The sequence below is a fragment of the Curvibacter sp. T50 genome (assembly GCF_057219955.1).
Window position 1 is genome coordinate 336320 of record NZ_JBXVVU010000002.1, and the last position, 15126, is coordinate 351445.

Below are 15126 nucleotides of genomic sequence, written 5' to 3' on the forward strand. Positions count from 1 at the left end.
ACGGCACCCGACTAGAATCGAGAACATTCGTTAGGAGTTATCCATGGGTACTTTTTCCATCTGGCACTGGTTGATCGTGCTGCTGATTGTGGTCATGGTGTTCGGCACCAAGAAGCTGAAAAACATCGGATCCGACCTCGGAGGTGCAGTGAAGGGCTTCAAGGACGGGATGAAGGACGGCACAACGACGGACGACAAGACCGCTGCGGCACCGGCTGGACAAGTGGCCAACGCCGCAACGTCGGAAAAGACCACAATCGACGTCGAAGCCAAGACCAAGCTTTGAACCGTTTGGGCCCGCAGCGGGTTGACCTACTGTGATTGATCTCGGCTTGTCGAAGATGGTGCTGATCGGCGCTGTCGCGCTGGTCGTCATCGGTCCGGAAAAGCTACCCAAAGTCGCGCGGACCATTGGTACCTTGCTCGGAAAGGCGCAGCGCTATGTCGCGGACGTCAAGGCAGAGGTCAACCGGTCGATGGAACTCGACGAGCTTCGCAAAATGAAGGAGTCTGTGGAAGGCGCTGCGCGTGACGTGGAGCAGACGGTCCACAACGCATCGACTGATTTCGAAAAGCAGTGGTCGGAGACGACGGCGGGGCTGGAGTCATCGACCGCGTCCTCATCCTGGGAGCCAGCGGCGCCGAGCTATCGCAACCCCGGAAAGAAATGGCGTCTGAAACGCGGATCGACCCCTCAATGGTACAAATCGCGCAACGGAATTCGAACCAAAGCGCAGTCCGGAGCAGCCCGGGTGGCGCGCTATCGGCCCAAAAAAATCAACTGAATGCCCCACGCGCGACGCGCGTGGGCGAACCGGGCGGCCCTGATAGTGCCGTTCGACGCCCGCGACTTCGCAACGCACAATCTGGTCCATGGCCGAAAACAACAAACCTGAAGACGAACTGGCGGGGACTGAACAGCCCTTTGTGCAGCATCTCGTCGAGTTACGCGACCGTCTGATTCGAGCCTTGGTCGCTGTAGCCCTCGTGGCCATTGTGCTCGCACTGTATCCGGGCCCTGGTCAACTCTACGACATTCTTGCCGCACCGCTGGTCGCCCATCTGCCCAAAGGGGCGACGATGATTGCCACGTCAGTCATCTCGCCATTCATGGTGCCGTTGAAGATATTGCTGATGACGGCGTTTCTGATCGCACTGCCCGTTGTTCTTTACCAGGTTTGGGCCTTTGTGGCTCCGGGCCTTTATTCCCATGAGAAAAAGCTGGTCATGCCCTTGGTCATCTCCAGCACGCTGCTGTTTTTTGTTGGCGTGGCCTTTTGTTATTTTCTGGTCTTTGGACAGGTGTTCAGCTTCATTCAGGGCTTTGCACCCAAGAGCATCACAGCCGCACCGGATATCGAGGCTTACCTGAGCTTTGTGCTGTCGATGTTTCTCGCCTTTGGCCTTGCTTTTGAAGTTCCGGTCGCCGTGGTCGTCCTTGCTCGAATGGGGCTTGTAACGGTGGAGAAGCTGCGCGATTTCCGTGGCTATTTCATCGTATTGGCTTTTGTGATCGCGGCGATTGTGACGCCACCGGACGTGGTATCTCAACTCGCCCTGGCCATTCCGATGTGTCTGCTCTACGAAGTCGGAATCTGGGCGGCTCAACTGTTCATCAAGCACACCCAAGCGCCACCCCACGCCTGATCGGACAGGCACGCACTTTGGGGAGGGGGCAGCCGAAAACCCATGCTATCGTTGCCTACGCTGGGGAACGCGCAGTCACAGTGGCTGGATCAGCGTTGCCGCTGTTCGCGTGGACGGGGACGTACCCCCGGGACGATATCCAAGCCGACTTTCTGCCCGCGCCGGTCGACGTCAAAACGAGCGGAAACCCCGGGTTTGAGCGCCGCCACCCGGGTCAGCAGTTCGCCCACGCTCGTGACCGGGTGCCCGGCGACCCCTTCGATGACATCACCTGGGCGCAGACCGGCTTTTGCCGCTGGCCCATTTTGCATCACGCCGGTGATGATTACCCCCTGAGTTGCTTTCACTCCGAACGCCTCGGCGACCTCGGCGGAAAGATCTGCGGGTTCGACTCCAATCCATCCTCGTGTAACCTGTCCGTCACGAATGATGCTGTCCATAACCATACGGGCTGTGGACACGGGAATGGCAAATCCGATCCCCATGCTCCCTCCGGATCTCGAATAGATTGCGGTGTTGATGCCCATCAGGTTGCCACTGGTGTCGACCAGCGCGCCGCCGGAGTTGCCCGGATTGATGGCCGCATCGGTCTGAATGAAGTTTTCGAACGTATTGATACCCAGTTGGCTGCGTCCGAGTGCACTGACGATTCCCCCTGTGACGGTTTGGCCCACGCCAAAAGGATTACCGATGGCGAGAACCTGATCGCCGACCTGCAACTGGTCGGAGTTTCCAATCACGATCACCGGCAGGCGCTCGAGTTCGATTTTCAGTAGGGCGAGATCGGTATCAGGATCGGTGCCAACGATTCGGGCCCGGACGGTGCGGCTGTCATTGAGGACCACCTCGATCTCATCGGCCCCTTCCACCACATGGTTGTTGGTGAGGATGTATCCATTGGGGCTAACGATTACCCCGCTGCCCAGACCTGCCTGTGCCTGATTGTCCTGATCGCCGAAAAAAAACCGAAACCATGGATCCGCGCCGTGAGGCCCCGTGCGTGCGGCCTTGCTCGTATTGATGCTGACGACAGCCGGTGCAGCGCGCTTGGCCGCTGCGCGAAATGTGCCGTCCGCAGCGGGCACAGGAGCAGGTACGGGCGCCTGAAGGATGGACACTGAACCGATCGTGGCGGCAGCTGGCTGCATTACCCATGCTGGCTTCAGCGTGCTCACCACAAAATAGACTGCAAGGGCAACGGTTACCGCTTGAGAGAACAATATCCAGACGCGCTTCATGTCACGATTGTCCCTGAAAGCCACCGACAATTCACATTTGAACGCGCCAAACTCGAAGAGCTCACCATGCGATATACGGAACGCAACACATTGCTTGCAACCTTCGACAACTGGCTGCAACCAGACCGTTTCAAGGACTATGGGCCCAATGGCCTGCAGGTCGAGGGCAAATCCCGGGTTGCACGCCTCGTGTCGGGTGTAACGGCAAGTCTGGCGCTGATCGAGGCGGCGATTGAATGGGAAGCCGACGCCATTGTCGTGCACCATGGGCTGTTCTGGCGCGGATACGACGGCCGCGTTGTCGGATGGATGAAAAGGCGCCTTGCCTTGCTTCTGGCCCATGACGTCAACCTGTTTGCCTATCACCTGCCATTGGATGCGCATGGTGAATGGGGCAACAATGCGCAGCTTGGACGTGTGCTCGGGTTGGACGCTCACAGCCGATTCGGCGATCAGGATCTGGGATTCCTTGGCGAAAGAAGCGGCCATGGTTTTTTTCGGGATGCCCGCGAATTGGCGTCAACCGTTACCGCGTCGCTTGGGCGACAGGTTGTGTGCGTCGAAGGTGACGGACGCCCCATTCGCCGGTTGGCATGGTGCAGCGGTGGAGCGCAAGGCTATTTTGAATCAGCAATCGCCGCAGGGGCCGATGCGTTCATCACCGGTGAGATCTCTGAACCTCAGGCTCATCTGGCCCGTGAGACAGGCATTGCGTTTCTTGCCTGTGGCCACCATGCCTCCGAGCGCTATGGGGCTCCGGCGATTGCGGCAGAGGCTGCCCGCCAGCTGGGAATCTCGCACCGCTTCATCGACATCGAGAACCCTGCATGAGTCATCTCAAACGCCCGATCGTCCTCACACCCGGAGATCCAGCGGGGGTAGGTCCGGAAATCATTGCCAAGGCATTCGAAAAATGTCCGCAAATCACCCAGGACTGTTTCGTCATCGGCCATCCGCAGGTGATGCGTCGCGCCGCACTTCGCGCCGGGTTCTCTGTAGACATGCCTGTCGTCGTCATTGACGACCCGCAGCAAGCCTTGGCTCTGCCGCCGCGGTGTATTGCGGTTCTTCAAACCACCGAAATTGATATCGACTACCAAATGGGGGTGGTCAGCGCTGCAGCCGGCGCCTATGCGGCGAGTGCAGTGGAATGGGCGGCACAGGCCGCGCTGAGCGGGGCGGTGTCAGCTATCGTCACTGCACCAATGCACAAGGAAGCCTTGGCTGCGGCGGGCGAACCGTATTGCCGCTTCCCGGGCCATACGGAAATGCTCCAAGCAATCGCTGCAAGGTCTTTGGGAGTTTCGCCGTCCGAATTGCCGGTCCGGATGATGCTGGCGAACCGTGAACTCCGCACGATTCTGGTTTCCATTCATGTGCCTCTAAGCGAAGCCATTGACGCAGTACGACAGGACGAAATATTGGAAACACTTCGAATAGCGCACAAAGCTGTCGGCGGACTGCTACAACGTCGCCCCCGAATTGCTGTTGCGGGATTGAATCCGCATGCCGGTGAAGGCGGGCGTTTTGGTCGGGAGGAAATTGAACAGATCATTCCGGCCGTTGCCGCCGCCCGGGAAATCGGCGTCGACGCAATCGGACCCATTTCTCCAGACACCGTGTTCATGCGGGCTCGGGCCGCTGCAGGGAAACGTGGCGAGTTTGATGTGGTGATTGCGATGTACCACGACCAAGGTTTGATTCCTGTGAAGTACCTTGGCGTGGACGAGGGTGTCAATGTGACCCTGGGTCTACCGTTCGTACGCACAAGCCCGGACCATGGCACTGCCTTTGATATTGCGGGCAGAGGAGTCGCCAAGCCCGACAGTCTGATCGAGGCGATTCGGATGGCCCGGGATTTCGTGGGGCTGCGTGGTGTCCCGACGAACTGACGAGAGGAGACTGCCCCGGCGTTTTACTGGAACTGTCGTTTCAGCTTACCGGCTGCGAATCGCGTCCCGGATTTCCCGGAGCAGAACGACGTCTTCCGGAGGAGCGGCGGGTGGCGCAGGCGGCGCTGCAGGTACCTCGCGGCGAAGGCGATTCATCTGCTTGACCATCAGGAAAATGATGAAGGCGAGGATGACAAAGTTGACCGCCGTCGTAATGAAACTGCCATACGCGAACACAGGAACCCCGGCTTTCTTCAAGGCTTCCAGCGTTCGGACAGTTCCCTCGGGAGCAGTTCCTAGTACGACGAATAGATTGGTGAAATCGAGCTTGCCGAAAACAGCTCCCACGATTGGCATGATCAGGTCGGTAACCATCGAATCAACAATCTTTCCGAATGCTCCGCCGATGATCACGCCGACCGCCAAGTCCATCACATTGCCTTTGACGGCAAACTCTTTGAATTCGGAAACGATGCTCATGTGAAAACTCCAAAACGAATACGAAGGAATCAGTATGCCGGACCTCCGATGTTCGTCAAGGGAGCAAAGTTGGCGTTGCCAGATAGGCCTCAAGTACAATCGCGCGTTAACCCTAACAACGACAGCGATGCTTGAGGATTCCCATGAGTGACTCACCAGTCGACACCAGCAAGCGGACATGGATCATCACGTCCGGATGTGTCGGTGCCGTCGGCGCCGGATTTGCCGCCGTGCCTTTTGTCAGCAGCTTTCAGCCTTCCGAGCGCGCCAAGGCCGCAGGGGCAGCCGTTGAGGTAGATATTTCCACGCTGAAACCCGGCGAGAAAGTCACGGTCGAGTGGCGCGGCAAGCCAGTGTGGATCATGCGTCGTACGCCAGAGCAACTGGAGACCTTGAAGAAGGTCGAGGGTGAGTTGGCCGATCCGCAGTCTGCGCGGACTGCGTTTCCCACTCCGGAGTACGCGAAAAATGTCCATCGTTCGATCAAACCTGAGGTGTTTGTCGGAGTTGGCATCTGTACTCACCTGGGATGCTCCCCCAGTGACAAGTTTCAGGCCGGACCTCAGCCGTCGCTTCCTGACAATTGGCAAGGCGGCTTTCTTTGTGCCTGTCATGGATCTACTTTCGATCTGGCCGGCAGGGTTTTCAAGAACAAGCCCGCTCCTGACAATCTTGAGGTCCCGCCGCATATGTACTTGTCTGATAACAAACTGATCATCGGCGAAGACAAGAAGGCTTGAGGTAGAACACTATGGCTGAATTCAAAGAAGTCTCTCCCAACGCATCGGCAGGCGAGAAGTTGACGAACTGGTTTGAGAACCGATTCCCGTCGGCGTTTTCGGCGTACCGGATTCACATGTCCGAGTACTACGCACCGAAGAACTTCAATTTTTGGTACATCTTCGGTTCGCTTGCCCTCCTTGTCCTTGTGATCCAAATTGTCACGGGTATTTTTTTGGTGATGCACTACAAGCCTGATGCGGCGCTGGCATTCGCGTCAGTCGAGTACATCATGAGGGATGTGCCTTGGGGGTGGCTGATCCGCTATATGCACTCCACTGGCGCCTCGGCGTTCTTTGTCGTTGTATATCTGCACATGTTCCGTGGCTTGCTGTACGGCTCCTATCGAAAGCCGCGCGAGCTGGTCTGGATTTTTGGCTGTGCGATTTTCCTCGTGCTGATGGCTGAAGCTTTCATGGGGTATCTGTTGCCTTGGGGGCAGATGTCTTACTGGGGTGCCCAGGTGATCGTCAACCTTTTCTCGGCCATTCCTTTCATCGGGCCGGATCTTGCGTTGCTGATTCGTGGTGACTACGTTGTCGGCGACGCCACATTGAACCGGTTCTTCAGCTTTCATGTGATTGCGGTTCCGCTTGTCCTTTTGGGCCTAGTGGTTGCGCATCTGCTTGCTCTGCACGATGTCGGTTCGAACAACCCAGACGGCATCGAAATCAAGGGTCCGACCGCGCCGAAAGATGCTGCGGGCCATCCGCTGGATGGAATCCCGTTCCATCCGTACTACACCGTTCACGACATTTTTGGCGTAGGTGTGTTCCTGATGGTCTTTTCGGCTATCGTTTTCTTTGCGCCGCAGTTCGGGGGCTACTTTCTTGAATACAACAACTTTATCCCTGCCGACCCGTTGACTACGCCGCTTCACATCGCGCCGGTGTGGTACTTCACCCCGTTCTATTCGATGCTTCGTGCGATTACGTCAGAGATGATGTATGCGCTGATCCTGTGCGTGATTGCGGGGGCGCTTTTGGGAGTATTGAAAGGAAAGCTGGCGGGCCTGTTCAAGGCGGCAATTGTTGGCGGTGCCGTTGTCGTCTCGGCCCTGATGCTGGCAATTGACGCGAAGTTCTGGGGCGTGGTCGTGATGGGTGGCGCTGTCATCATTCTTTTCTTCTTGCCTTGGCTTGACCACAGTCCTGTGAAGTCGATGCGCTACCGTCCGACTTGGCACAAGTATCTCTATGCCGTGTTTGTCATAGTATTCCTGATACTTGGTTATCTGGGCGTTCAACCTCCGTCACCTCTTGGGGAGCGCGTCTCCCAGGTAGGAACATTGTTCTACTTTGGCTTCTTCCTTTTGATGCCCTGGTGGAGCAGACTGGGGGAACCGAAGCCCGTTCCGCAGCGCGTGGTTTTTGCTCCGCACTGAATTCCTGAGGCCAGAATAATGAATATCATCAAGAAACTTGCCTGTGCATTGGTGCTCACCGTTGGTGCGGTGTCGGCTGCGGTTGCGGCTGGCGGATCGTCTATTCCATGGGACAAGGCGCCGGTCAAGACGACTGATCTGGCGTCTTTGCAAAACGGTGCGAAGTACTTTGTCAACTACTGCTTGAATTGCCATTCCGCCGCCTTCATGCGGTTCAACCGGCTTCGAGATATTGGTCTTACTGACCAACAGATCAAGGACAATTTGCTTTTCCCCACCGATAAGGTCGGGGAAACCATGAAGGCATCGATTGACCCTAAGCAGGCTAAGGAATGGTTTGGCGCCAATCCGCCGGACTTGACTCTGATCGCGCGGTCGCGTTCCAGTCACAGCGGACCCGGGGCCGACTACCTGTATACGCTACTTAGAAGTTATTACCGTGACGAAACTAAGGCAACCGGCTGGAACAATCTTGCATTCCCGAATATCGGCATGCCGCATATTCTGTGGGAATTGCAGGGCGAGCGTAGGCCACTTTTCGAGACACAGAAGAGCCATGGGCATGACGTTCAGGTGTTCAAGGGCTGGGAGCAAGTTTCTCCCGGCCTGATGACTGCCAATCAATATGACCAAGCAGTAGGCGACCTGGTAAATTATCTGCATTGGATGGCGGAGCCTGCGCAAAACAGCCGGGTACGTATTGGTGTGTGGGTTTTGCTTTTCCTGAGTTTGTTCACCTTTGCCGCTTGGCGGCTCAATGCCGCCTTCTGGAAAGACGTCAAGTAAAGTTGGCCCGGCTCGCATAGAGCCATAGGCGTGATCAGAGTGGGAGCGCAGCCGATTGCGGTCTGCGGTGTCCCGCTCTTATTTTTTAAGGAGTTCGCCCATGATGGTTTTGTACTCGGGTACGACCTGTCCTTTCTCGCACCGGTGCCGGTTCGTATTGTTCGAAAAGGGTATGGATTTCGAGATTCGGGATGTTGATCTTTTCAATAAACCCGAAGATATCAATGTGATGAACCCGTATGGGCAGGTCCCCATCCTTGTGGAACGAGACCTCATTCTGTACGAGTCGAACATCATCAATGAGTACATCGATGAACGGTTCCCTCATCCGCAGTTGATGCCCGGTGATCCTGTCGACCGAGCGAGGGTGCGGTTGTTTCTCCTGAATTTTGAAAAGGAATTGTTCGTTCACGTTTCGACCTTGGAGAACCGTGCACTCAAGGCAAATGACAAAGCCATCGAGAAGGCCAGATCGCATATCAGAGATCGACTGACCCAGTTGGCGCCGGTTTTCCTGAAAAACCGATACATGCTCGGGGAAAACTTCTCGATGCTCGATGTGGCGATTGCGCCTCTGCTCTGGCGTCTTGACTACTATGGCATCGAACTGAGCAAAAATGCAGCACCTTTGCTTAAGTACGCTGAGAGGATTTTTTCGCGCCCTGCCTATATTGAAGCCTTGACGCCCTCGGAGAAGGTCATGCGTAAGTGATCTGGTGCCTCTGCAGATGTCCGATATGCCTCAGACCTCTTCGACACGCCCCTATTTCGTTCGCGCCATTCACGAATGGTGCACTGACAATGGTCTGACCCCATACCTCGCCGTATTCGTGGATCGAACCGTGCAGGTGCCTCGCGAGTTCGTAAGGGATGGGCAGATCGTTCTCAATGTCAGTGGAGAAGCGACGAGCAATCTGGTGCTGGGAAACGACTTCATCGAATTCAAGGCGCGCTTTGGAGGGCAGCCTCGAAGCGTACGAATTCCTCTCACCCACGTTTCTGCGATTTATGCGCGTGAAAATGGTGAAGGCATGGCTTTTTCCCCAGTTGAACTGCCTGAAGATGTGCCACCTGTACCCAGTGGCGCGGATGGGGCGATTGAGCAGTCCGCTCCGATGACGGGGGGGGCTACTTCGAGCGGCACCATCCACAATCACAATGAAAGCCTAAGTGAGCGAAGCTCTGGCGAGCCGGTGTCGAAGGCGCCAGGAAAGCCGGTTCTTACCCGAATCAAGTAAGTGAGGCTCTCGTAAATCACCGCCCACGGTTTAGAATCGCGGGAATGCCGGTTTAGCTCAGTTGGTAGAGCAACCGCCTTGTAAGCGGTAGGTCGTCCGTTCGAGTCGGACAATCGGCACCATTGGGGACGCCTGCAAAGGTCATTCAGGTGCTTGAATCTTCAGACGGATAGCGGTAATCTCGTACCCTTTGTTTTGCAGTTGCTTCACCATTTCGGGGACTTGGTGTCGCAGTTTTGTCAGTGCGGCAGCGTTTGATACCAGAAGACACCAGGTTTCGCCGTTGATGGGCCCAGGACGAACCGTTTGTCGAATTCCCGGGGGGAGCAGGTCCGCGATGGCAACGAGACGTTGGCCCGACTCGATAGCCTGTGAAGCCAACGCGGACAATGTCGGCTCTGTACGAGTTGCTTCCATCAAGGTGATGGCGCGATTGGTTCGCTTGAACAAGTGTTTGCCGAATCGGTAAAAGGGTTCTTAGACGTGTATCTGATTATCACGGACGCGGGTAACAGCCGAACCCGCAGCCTGCAACTATCGATTGCGCAGATTGTTGCAGGGGTCTTTCTCCTCACGACGATTTTGCTCTTGCTTGCCGCAATACTTTATCAGGGCGTATTCCTTAAGGGCGCGCGCGAGGGGTGGCCAGTTATTGGAACCATCGTCAGGCAGGTCGTTCAGGACGAAGCAATTCAGCGCGATCGATACGTACAGGAAAACATCGATGCCATGGCGCGCCGCTTGGGTGAGATGCAAGCAAAGCTTCTCCAACTTGAGTCTTTGGGCGAGCGTGTTTCGGGTTTGGCCGGCATGAATGTTGGCGACCTTCGTCGTGCTCCGGGCCGCGGCGGCGTGCTCCTTGATGGACAACCGCTGACGTTGAGTGAATTGGGACGGCAATTGACTTCGCTGGAGTTGCAGTCGAATGCAAGTGACGACCTCCTCGCGCGGGCTGAGGCCCGCCTTTTTGAGCAGAAGATTCAGAAGTCACTCATTCCTACGCAAGCACCCGTGGCCGGTGTCGATCGTGGCTCTTCGTTTGGATGGCGGATTGATCCCATGACTGGGCGATCTGCACTCCATACCGGCCTTGACTTTCCCGCAGACGTTGGAACGCCCATCCAGGCAGCGGCCGGTGGTGTTGTTATTGCACAGGAATTCCATCCCGCGTATGGAAACATGATCGATATCGATCATGGCAATGACCTTACAAGCCGTTATGCCCACGCATCCAAGGTCTTCGTCAAAAAGGGGGATCTGGTGAAGCGGGGACAGAAAATTGCTGAGGTGGGCAACACGGGACGCAGTACGGGCCCGCACCTGCATTTCGAAGTGCTCGTGAAAGGCGTCCAGCAAGATCCGCAGACGTTCCTCGCGGCCGGAGAGAGGTTGCCCGCAGTCGCGAGCAGGCAGGCAGCGATCATCGGTAGGTAAAACCGACGGATAGAATCGAATGTTTGTTCTGGTCGTTGGCCAGACTTGAATCTGCCAAGCGCAGCCCCATCTTTCCCTAACTGACACCCTTGATACCTGTTGACCTCTCAGCGAGAAAAGCGGGTGTCACGAAAAAATGGCCAAAAATTTCCTGACCAAGATCTTCGGTAGTCGGAACGACCGCCTGTTGAAACAATATCGAAAGTCCGCTGACAAGATCAATGCGCTTGAGGCATCGTTTCAGCTCCTTACCGAGGAAGAGCTGCGTGCGAAGACCGACCATTTTCGAAGCCGACTTTCAAGCGGAGAAACACTGGAGGCCATACTCCCGGAAGCCTTCGCTATCGTTCGTGAGGCGTCAAAGCGGGTCATGAAGATGCGTCATTTTGACGTCCAACTCCTCGGCGGAATGGCTTTGCACAATGGCAAGATTGCCGAAATGAGGACCGGTGAGGGCAAGACACTTACCGCCACACTGGCAGTCTATCTGAACGCCTTATCCGGCAAGGGTGTTCACGTTGTCACCGTCAACGACTATCTGGCCAATCGCGACGCCCAGTGGATGGGTCGTCTATATTCCTATCTCGGCCTTTCAGTCGGGGTGAACCTGCCTAACCTGTCGCGCGAGGAAAAGCAGGCCGCATACCGGGCGGACATCACCTACGGGACGAATAACGAATTCGGATTTGACTACCTGCGCGACAACATGGTGTATGAAGTCGCAGATCGTGTTCAGCGGGGCCTGCACTACGCGATCGTCGACGAGGTCGATTCCATCCTTATCGATGAAGCAAGAACTCCGTTGATCATCAGCGGACAGGCCGACGACCAAACGCCTATGTACCAGGCGATGAATCAGGTCGCGCCGCTGCTGGATCGCCAGGAGGGCGAGGCGGATCCCCGCACCGGAGAGGGTGTTACCAAACCCGGGGATTTCACTGTAGACGAAAAGTCGCATCAGGTCACGCTGACTGAGGCGGGTCATGAAAAGGCAGAGCGAATCCTCGGCCAGTATGGACTGATACCAGCCGGCGGCAGCCTATATGACCCCGCCAACATCACACTGGTCCACCACCTCTACGCTGCCCTGCGCGCACGCAACCTTTACCACAAGGACCAGCACTACGTTGTCCAAAATGGGGAAATCGTCATCGTGGACGAATTCACGGGACGCCTGATGTCCGGCCGGCGCTGGAGCGACGGCCTTCACCAGGCCGTCGAAGCCAAGGAAGGGGTTACGATTCAAGCGGAAAATCAGACGCTGGCCTCAATCACGTTCCAGAACTACTTCCGGCTCTACTCCAAACTGTCAGGTATGACGGGCACGGCGGATACCGAAGCGTATGAATTTCAGGAAATTTATGGCCTTGAAACCGTCGTAATCCCACCGAACAGGCCAAGCCGCCGCGACGATCAACTTGATCGGGTCTACAAGACGACGCGAGAGAAATATGAGGCGGCAATTGCCGACATTCGCGAGTGTTATGAACGTGGTCAACCTGTGCTGGTGGGTACCACTTCAATAGAAAACTCCGAAATCATTGCCAAACTGCTTGAACGTGAAAAACTGCCGCATCAGGTGCTAAATGCCAAGCAGCACGCCCGCGAGGCGGACATTGTTGCCCAGGCTGGGCGGTCGAAGATGATCACCATCGCAACCAACATGGCGGGCCGGGGAACCGACATCGTTCTCGGCGGCAACGTCGAGAAACAAGTTGCCGCGCTGGAAGCGGATTCGACTCTCGACGAAGCCACGCGTGCTCCGCAGATTGAAAAACTGCGTGCCCAGTGGCTTCTGGAGCATGAAAGTGTCAAATCTTTGGGCGGCCTCCGCATCATCGCCACGGAACGACACGAATCTCGCCGCATCGACAACCAATTGCGCGGGCGTTCGGGCCGTCAGGGTGACCCAGGCTCGTCACGTTTCTACCTGAGTCTGGATGACTCCCTGATGCGGATCTTCGCCGGAGACAAGGTTCGAGCAATCATGGATCGCCTGAAAATGCCAGAGGGTGAAGCCATTGAAGCAGGGATCGTAACGCGGAGCATTGAAAGTGCCCAGCGGAAAGTTGAGGCGCGAAATTTCGACATCCGCAAGCAGCTTCTAGAGTACGACGACGTCTCCAACGACCAGCGCAAGGTTATCTATCAGCAACGAAACGACATCCTGGATGCGAACGACCTTTCTGAACAGATCGCTTCGCTGCGCGTCGGCTGTTTCACCGATCTGGTGCGTGCCTATGTTCCGGCCGAATCCGTCGAAGAGCAATGGGACCTTCCGGCACTTGAACGCGTTCTGGCGGATGAATGGCAAATTCAGCTGCCTCTGACCCAAGAGGTCCAGCAGTCTGCCGCAATTACAGACGACGACATTCTGGAAAAGGTCATTGCTGCAGCGAACGATGCGTTTGCCAGCAAAGTTCAGCAGGTTGGACGGGACAACTTCACCCAGTTCGAGCGCGTCGTTCTTTTGCAAAGTATTGATACCCACTGGCGTGAGCATCTGAGTGCTCTGGACTACCTGCGACAAGGCATTCATCTCCGTGGTTATGCCCAAAAGCAACCCAAACAGGAATACAAGCGCGAGGCGTTCGAGCTGTTTGGAAGTTTGCTGGATGCTGTCAAGAATGACGTCACTCGCGTTCTCATGACCGTACGCGTTCAATCGAACCAGCAACTGGAACAGGCAACCGAAGACCTTGAAACCCGAGCGGAGAACATCCATAACGTGACCTACAGCGCACCTTCCGAAACAGGCGAAACGGTTGCCACGGTGGACGAGACGACGGTGCGAAAAGGCGGGGCCAATTCAGCTGCCTTGCCTCGCGTTGGTCGAAATGACCCCTGCCCCTGCGGCAGCGGCAAGAAATACAAGCACTGTCATGGCAAGCTGAACTGACACGCGGTCACTCAACACGCGTGCGACCATTCGGAAGCCTATCCCTGAGCCGGTCGCTCACAAACCTTCTTTCGTCCATCGGAGCAGCATATGCCAGTCAATCTTCAGCATCCGGGTCCCGAAAGTGTCCTGGGCGTTCGGGGCATCCGTCTTGGCGTTGCAGAGGCGGGCGTGCGTAAACCGAATCGGAAGGACCTGACTGTCATGCTTTTGGACGAAGGGACACAGGTCGCAGGAGTCTTCACGCGCAATCGATTCTGCGCGGCCCCGGTGCAGATCTGCCGCGAACACCTCGCTTCCGGTCAGGCTGTTCGCGCCATGGTTGTCAACACGGGCAACGCCAACGCCGGTACGGGCGTCCAGGGCCTGACCGACGCGCGGGCTACCTGCGAAGCTCTGGCGCACACTCTTGACCTTGACCCGCGCCAGGTGTTGCCCTTTTCAACCGGGGTCATCATGGAACCGCTTCCGGTCGAGCGAATCATCGCCGGCTTGCCGGCAGCAGTGGCCGACGCACGTGCGGATCACTGGGCGCGTGCTGCAGAAGGCATCATGACAACCGATACCGTACCCAAGGCGGCGTCCCGTCAAGTGTTGATCGGTGGGGCTACGGTGACTATTACCGGTATCAGCAAAGGGGCTGGAATGATCCGCCCCAACATGGCGACCATGCTGGGGTTCCTGGCGACGGACGCCCAGATCCACCCATCGCTGATGCAGCAATTGGCAACCGATCTGGCCGAAGGATCGTTCAACCGTATCACCATTGATGGCGATACGTCCACTAACGATTCGTTTGTGGTGATCGTGACCAATCAGGCCGCCCATCCAGTAGTGACCTCCTGGTCGGACGCGGACGGAGTAGTCTTGCGCGAAGGGATGATGGCCGTCGCTCGGGAACTGGCTCACGCAATCGTCCGGGATGGCGAAGGCGCCACGAAATTCATTACTGTCCGGGTGGAGGGCGGGCGCACTGCCGAGGAGTGTCGAGCGGTGGCTTACGCCGTGGCCCATTCCCCACTTGTCAAGACAGCGTTCTTCGCCAGTGATCCCAATCTTGGCCGAATTCTTGCTGCGGTCGGATACGCCGGAATAGACGACCTGGACCAAACCGGAATTAACCTTCACCTGGACGATGTGCATGTTGTCGTCGGCGGAGGACGCAATCCCGCCTATCGTGAAGAAGACGGGCAACGGATCATGGGCCGCAGTGAGATCACGGTCCGGATCGGCTTGGGTCGCGGCGAGGCATGCGACACGGTATGGACTTGTGACCTCAGCCATGACTACGTGACCATCAATGCCGATTACCGTTCCTGAACGGTTGGTTCGAAATAGATAGCAAAGT

At 56.6% G+C, this 15126-nt stretch carries 16 protein-coding genes and 1 tRNA gene; 14 read left to right on the top strand and 3 right to left on the bottom strand.

The window, feature by feature from the left end:
* The first annotated feature begins 43 nt into the window (after positions 1-43).
* From tatA to tatC, 3 genes are all read left to right on the top strand, one after another.
* Positions 44-286 carry a Sec-independent protein translocase subunit TatA gene (gene tatA, locus AC2EBU_RS10895; RefSeq protein ID WP_484610444.1) on the top strand — a complete coding sequence of 81 codons (243 nt, stop codon included), beginning with the start codon at positions 44-46 and terminating at the stop codon, positions 284-286.
* A gap of 31 nt (positions 287-317) precedes the next feature.
* Positions 318-785 (top strand): Sec-independent protein translocase protein TatB, encoded by a 468-nt coding sequence (tatB, locus tag AC2EBU_RS10900; RefSeq protein ID WP_484610445.1) that lies wholly within the window; start codon positions 318-320, stop codon positions 783-785.
* Between the two features lie 88 nt (positions 786-873).
* A complete protein-coding gene (gene tatC, locus AC2EBU_RS10905; protein ID WP_484610446.1) occupies positions 874-1647 on the top strand; it encodes a twin-arginine translocase subunit TatC in 774 nt (257 codons plus the stop codon).
* 89 nt (positions 1648-1736) lie between these two features.
* On the opposite strand, the gene AC2EBU_RS10910 is transcribed toward tatC, so the two are convergent.
* A complete protein-coding gene (locus AC2EBU_RS10910) occupies positions 1737-2885 on the bottom strand; it encodes a S1C family serine protease (RefSeq protein ID WP_484610447.1) in 1149 nt (382 codons plus the stop codon).
* A gap of 66 nt (positions 2886-2951) precedes the next feature.
* On the opposite strand from AC2EBU_RS10910, the gene AC2EBU_RS10915 reads away from it, so the two are divergent.
* Positions 2952-3716, top strand: coding sequence for a Nif3-like dinuclear metal center hexameric protein (locus AC2EBU_RS10915; protein WP_484610448.1), 765 nt, complete (start codon positions 2952-2954; stop codon positions 3714-3716).
* Entirely contained in the window at positions 3713-4777 is a 1065-nt protein-coding gene (gene pdxA / locus AC2EBU_RS10920; RefSeq protein ID WP_484610449.1) for a 4-hydroxythreonine-4-phosphate dehydrogenase PdxA, read from the top strand. The genes AC2EBU_RS10915 and pdxA overlap by 4 nt, the downstream gene beginning before the upstream one ends.
* A 45-nt stretch (positions 4778-4822) precedes the next feature.
* Here pdxA and mscL read toward each other — a convergent pair whose 3' ends face one another.
* Positions 4823-5257, bottom strand: a complete 435-nt coding sequence (gene mscL / locus AC2EBU_RS10925) for a large conductance mechanosensitive channel protein MscL (RefSeq protein ID WP_484610450.1) — start codon at positions 5255-5257, stop codon at positions 4823-4825.
* Positions 5258-5400: 143 nt separating this feature from the next.
* Between mscL and petA the strand changes: the two genes are divergently transcribed.
* The 6 genes from petA (at position 5401) to AC2EBU_RS10955 (ending at position 9567) form a co-directional block, all read left to right on the top strand.
* On the top strand, positions 5401-5997 hold the full coding sequence (gene petA, locus AC2EBU_RS10930) for a ubiquinol-cytochrome c reductase iron-sulfur subunit (RefSeq protein WP_484610451.1): 597 nt from the start codon (positions 5401-5403) through the stop codon (positions 5995-5997).
* An 11-nt stretch (positions 5998-6008) separates the two neighbouring features.
* Positions 6009-7421 carry a cytochrome b gene (locus AC2EBU_RS10935; RefSeq protein WP_484610452.1) on the top strand — a complete coding sequence of 471 codons (1413 nt, stop codon included), beginning with the start codon at positions 6009-6011 and terminating at the stop codon, positions 7419-7421.
* Positions 7422-7439: 18 nt separating this feature from the next.
* The gene (locus AC2EBU_RS10940; RefSeq protein ID WP_484610453.1) at positions 7440-8207 is read left to right on the top strand and encodes a cytochrome c1; all 768 of its coding nucleotides are present in this window, start codon (positions 7440-7442) and stop codon (positions 8205-8207) included.
* Positions 8208-8307: 100 nt separating this feature from the next.
* Positions 8308-8919: a glutathione S-transferase N-terminal domain-containing protein gene (locus tag AC2EBU_RS10945; protein ID WP_484610454.1), complete on the top strand. Its 612-nt coding sequence runs from the start codon at positions 8308-8310 to the stop codon at positions 8917-8919.
* Between the two features lie 16 nt (positions 8920-8935).
* Positions 8936-9445 carry a ClpXP protease specificity-enhancing factor gene (locus AC2EBU_RS10950; RefSeq protein WP_484610455.1) on the top strand — a complete coding sequence of 170 codons (510 nt, stop codon included), beginning with the start codon at positions 8936-8938 and terminating at the stop codon, positions 9443-9445.
* Positions 9446-9491: 46 nt separating this feature from the next.
* A tRNA-Thr gene (locus AC2EBU_RS10955) sits at positions 9492-9567 on the top strand.
* Between the two features lie 19 nt (positions 9568-9586).
* Here AC2EBU_RS10955 and AC2EBU_RS10960 read toward each other — a convergent pair.
* Positions 9587-9895 (bottom strand): DciA family protein, encoded by a 309-nt coding sequence (locus AC2EBU_RS10960; RefSeq protein WP_484610456.1) that lies wholly within the window; start codon positions 9893-9895, stop codon positions 9587-9589.
* A 33-nt stretch (positions 9896-9928) separates the two neighbouring features.
* Here AC2EBU_RS10960 and AC2EBU_RS10965 point away from each other — a divergent pair, with 33 nt between their 5' ends.
* The 3 genes from AC2EBU_RS10965 (at position 9929) to argJ (ending at position 15098) form a co-directional block, all read left to right on the top strand.
* Entirely contained in the window at positions 9929-10879 is a 951-nt protein-coding gene (locus tag AC2EBU_RS10965; RefSeq protein WP_484610582.1) for a M23 family metallopeptidase, read from the top strand.
* Between the two features lie 136 nt (positions 10880-11015).
* Positions 11016-13778, top strand: a complete 2763-nt coding sequence (gene secA / locus AC2EBU_RS10970) for a preprotein translocase subunit SecA (RefSeq protein WP_484610457.1) — start codon at positions 11016-11018, stop codon at positions 13776-13778.
* A gap of 90 nt (positions 13779-13868) precedes the next feature.
* Entirely contained in the window at positions 13869-15098 is a 1230-nt protein-coding gene (gene argJ, locus AC2EBU_RS10975) for a bifunctional glutamate N-acetyltransferase/amino-acid acetyltransferase ArgJ (RefSeq protein ID WP_484610458.1), read from the top strand.
* The last annotated feature ends 28 nt before the right edge of the window (positions 15099-15126 follow it).

Bases quoted from the DNA above. Each gene is read 5' to 3' on its own strand.
- secA (WP_484610457.1), top strand. From the start codon at position 11,016: ATGGCCAAAAATTTCCTGACCAAGATCTTCGGTAGTCGGAACGACCGC.
- tatA (WP_484610444.1), top strand. From the start codon at position 44: ATGGGTACTTTTTCCATCTGGCACTGGTTGATCGTGCTGCTGATTGTG.
- petA (WP_484610451.1), top strand. From the start codon at position 5,401: ATGAGTGACTCACCAGTCGACACCAGCAAGCGGACATGGATCATCACG.
- AC2EBU_RS10915 (WP_484610448.1), top strand. From the start codon at position 2,952: ATGCGATATACGGAACGCAACACATTGCTTGCAACCTTCGACAACTGG.
- pdxA (WP_484610449.1), top strand. From the start codon at position 3,713: ATGAGTCATCTCAAACGCCCGATCGTCCTCACACCCGGAGATCCAGCG.
- AC2EBU_RS10910 (WP_484610447.1), bottom strand. From the start codon at position 2,885: ATGAAGCGCGTCTGGATATTGTTCTCTCAAGCGGTAACCGTTGCCCTT.
- mscL (WP_484610450.1), bottom strand. From the start codon at position 5,257: ATGAGCATCGTTTCCGAATTCAAAGAGTTTGCCGTCAAAGGCAATGTG.
- AC2EBU_RS10945 (WP_484610454.1), top strand. From the start codon at position 8,308: ATGATGGTTTTGTACTCGGGTACGACCTGTCCTTTCTCGCACCGGTGC.
- AC2EBU_RS10940 (WP_484610453.1), top strand. From the start codon at position 7,440: ATGAATATCATCAAGAAACTTGCCTGTGCATTGGTGCTCACCGTTGGT.
- argJ (WP_484610458.1), top strand. From the start codon at position 13,869: ATGCCAGTCAATCTTCAGCATCCGGGTCCCGAAAGTGTCCTGGGCGTT.
- AC2EBU_RS10935 (WP_484610452.1), top strand. From the start codon at position 6,009: ATGGCTGAATTCAAAGAAGTCTCTCCCAACGCATCGGCAGGCGAGAAG.
- AC2EBU_RS10950 (WP_484610455.1), top strand. From the start codon at position 8,936: ATGTCCGATATGCCTCAGACCTCTTCGACACGCCCCTATTTCGTTCGC.
- tatC (WP_484610446.1), top strand. From the start codon at position 874: ATGGCCGAAAACAACAAACCTGAAGACGAACTGGCGGGGACTGAACAG.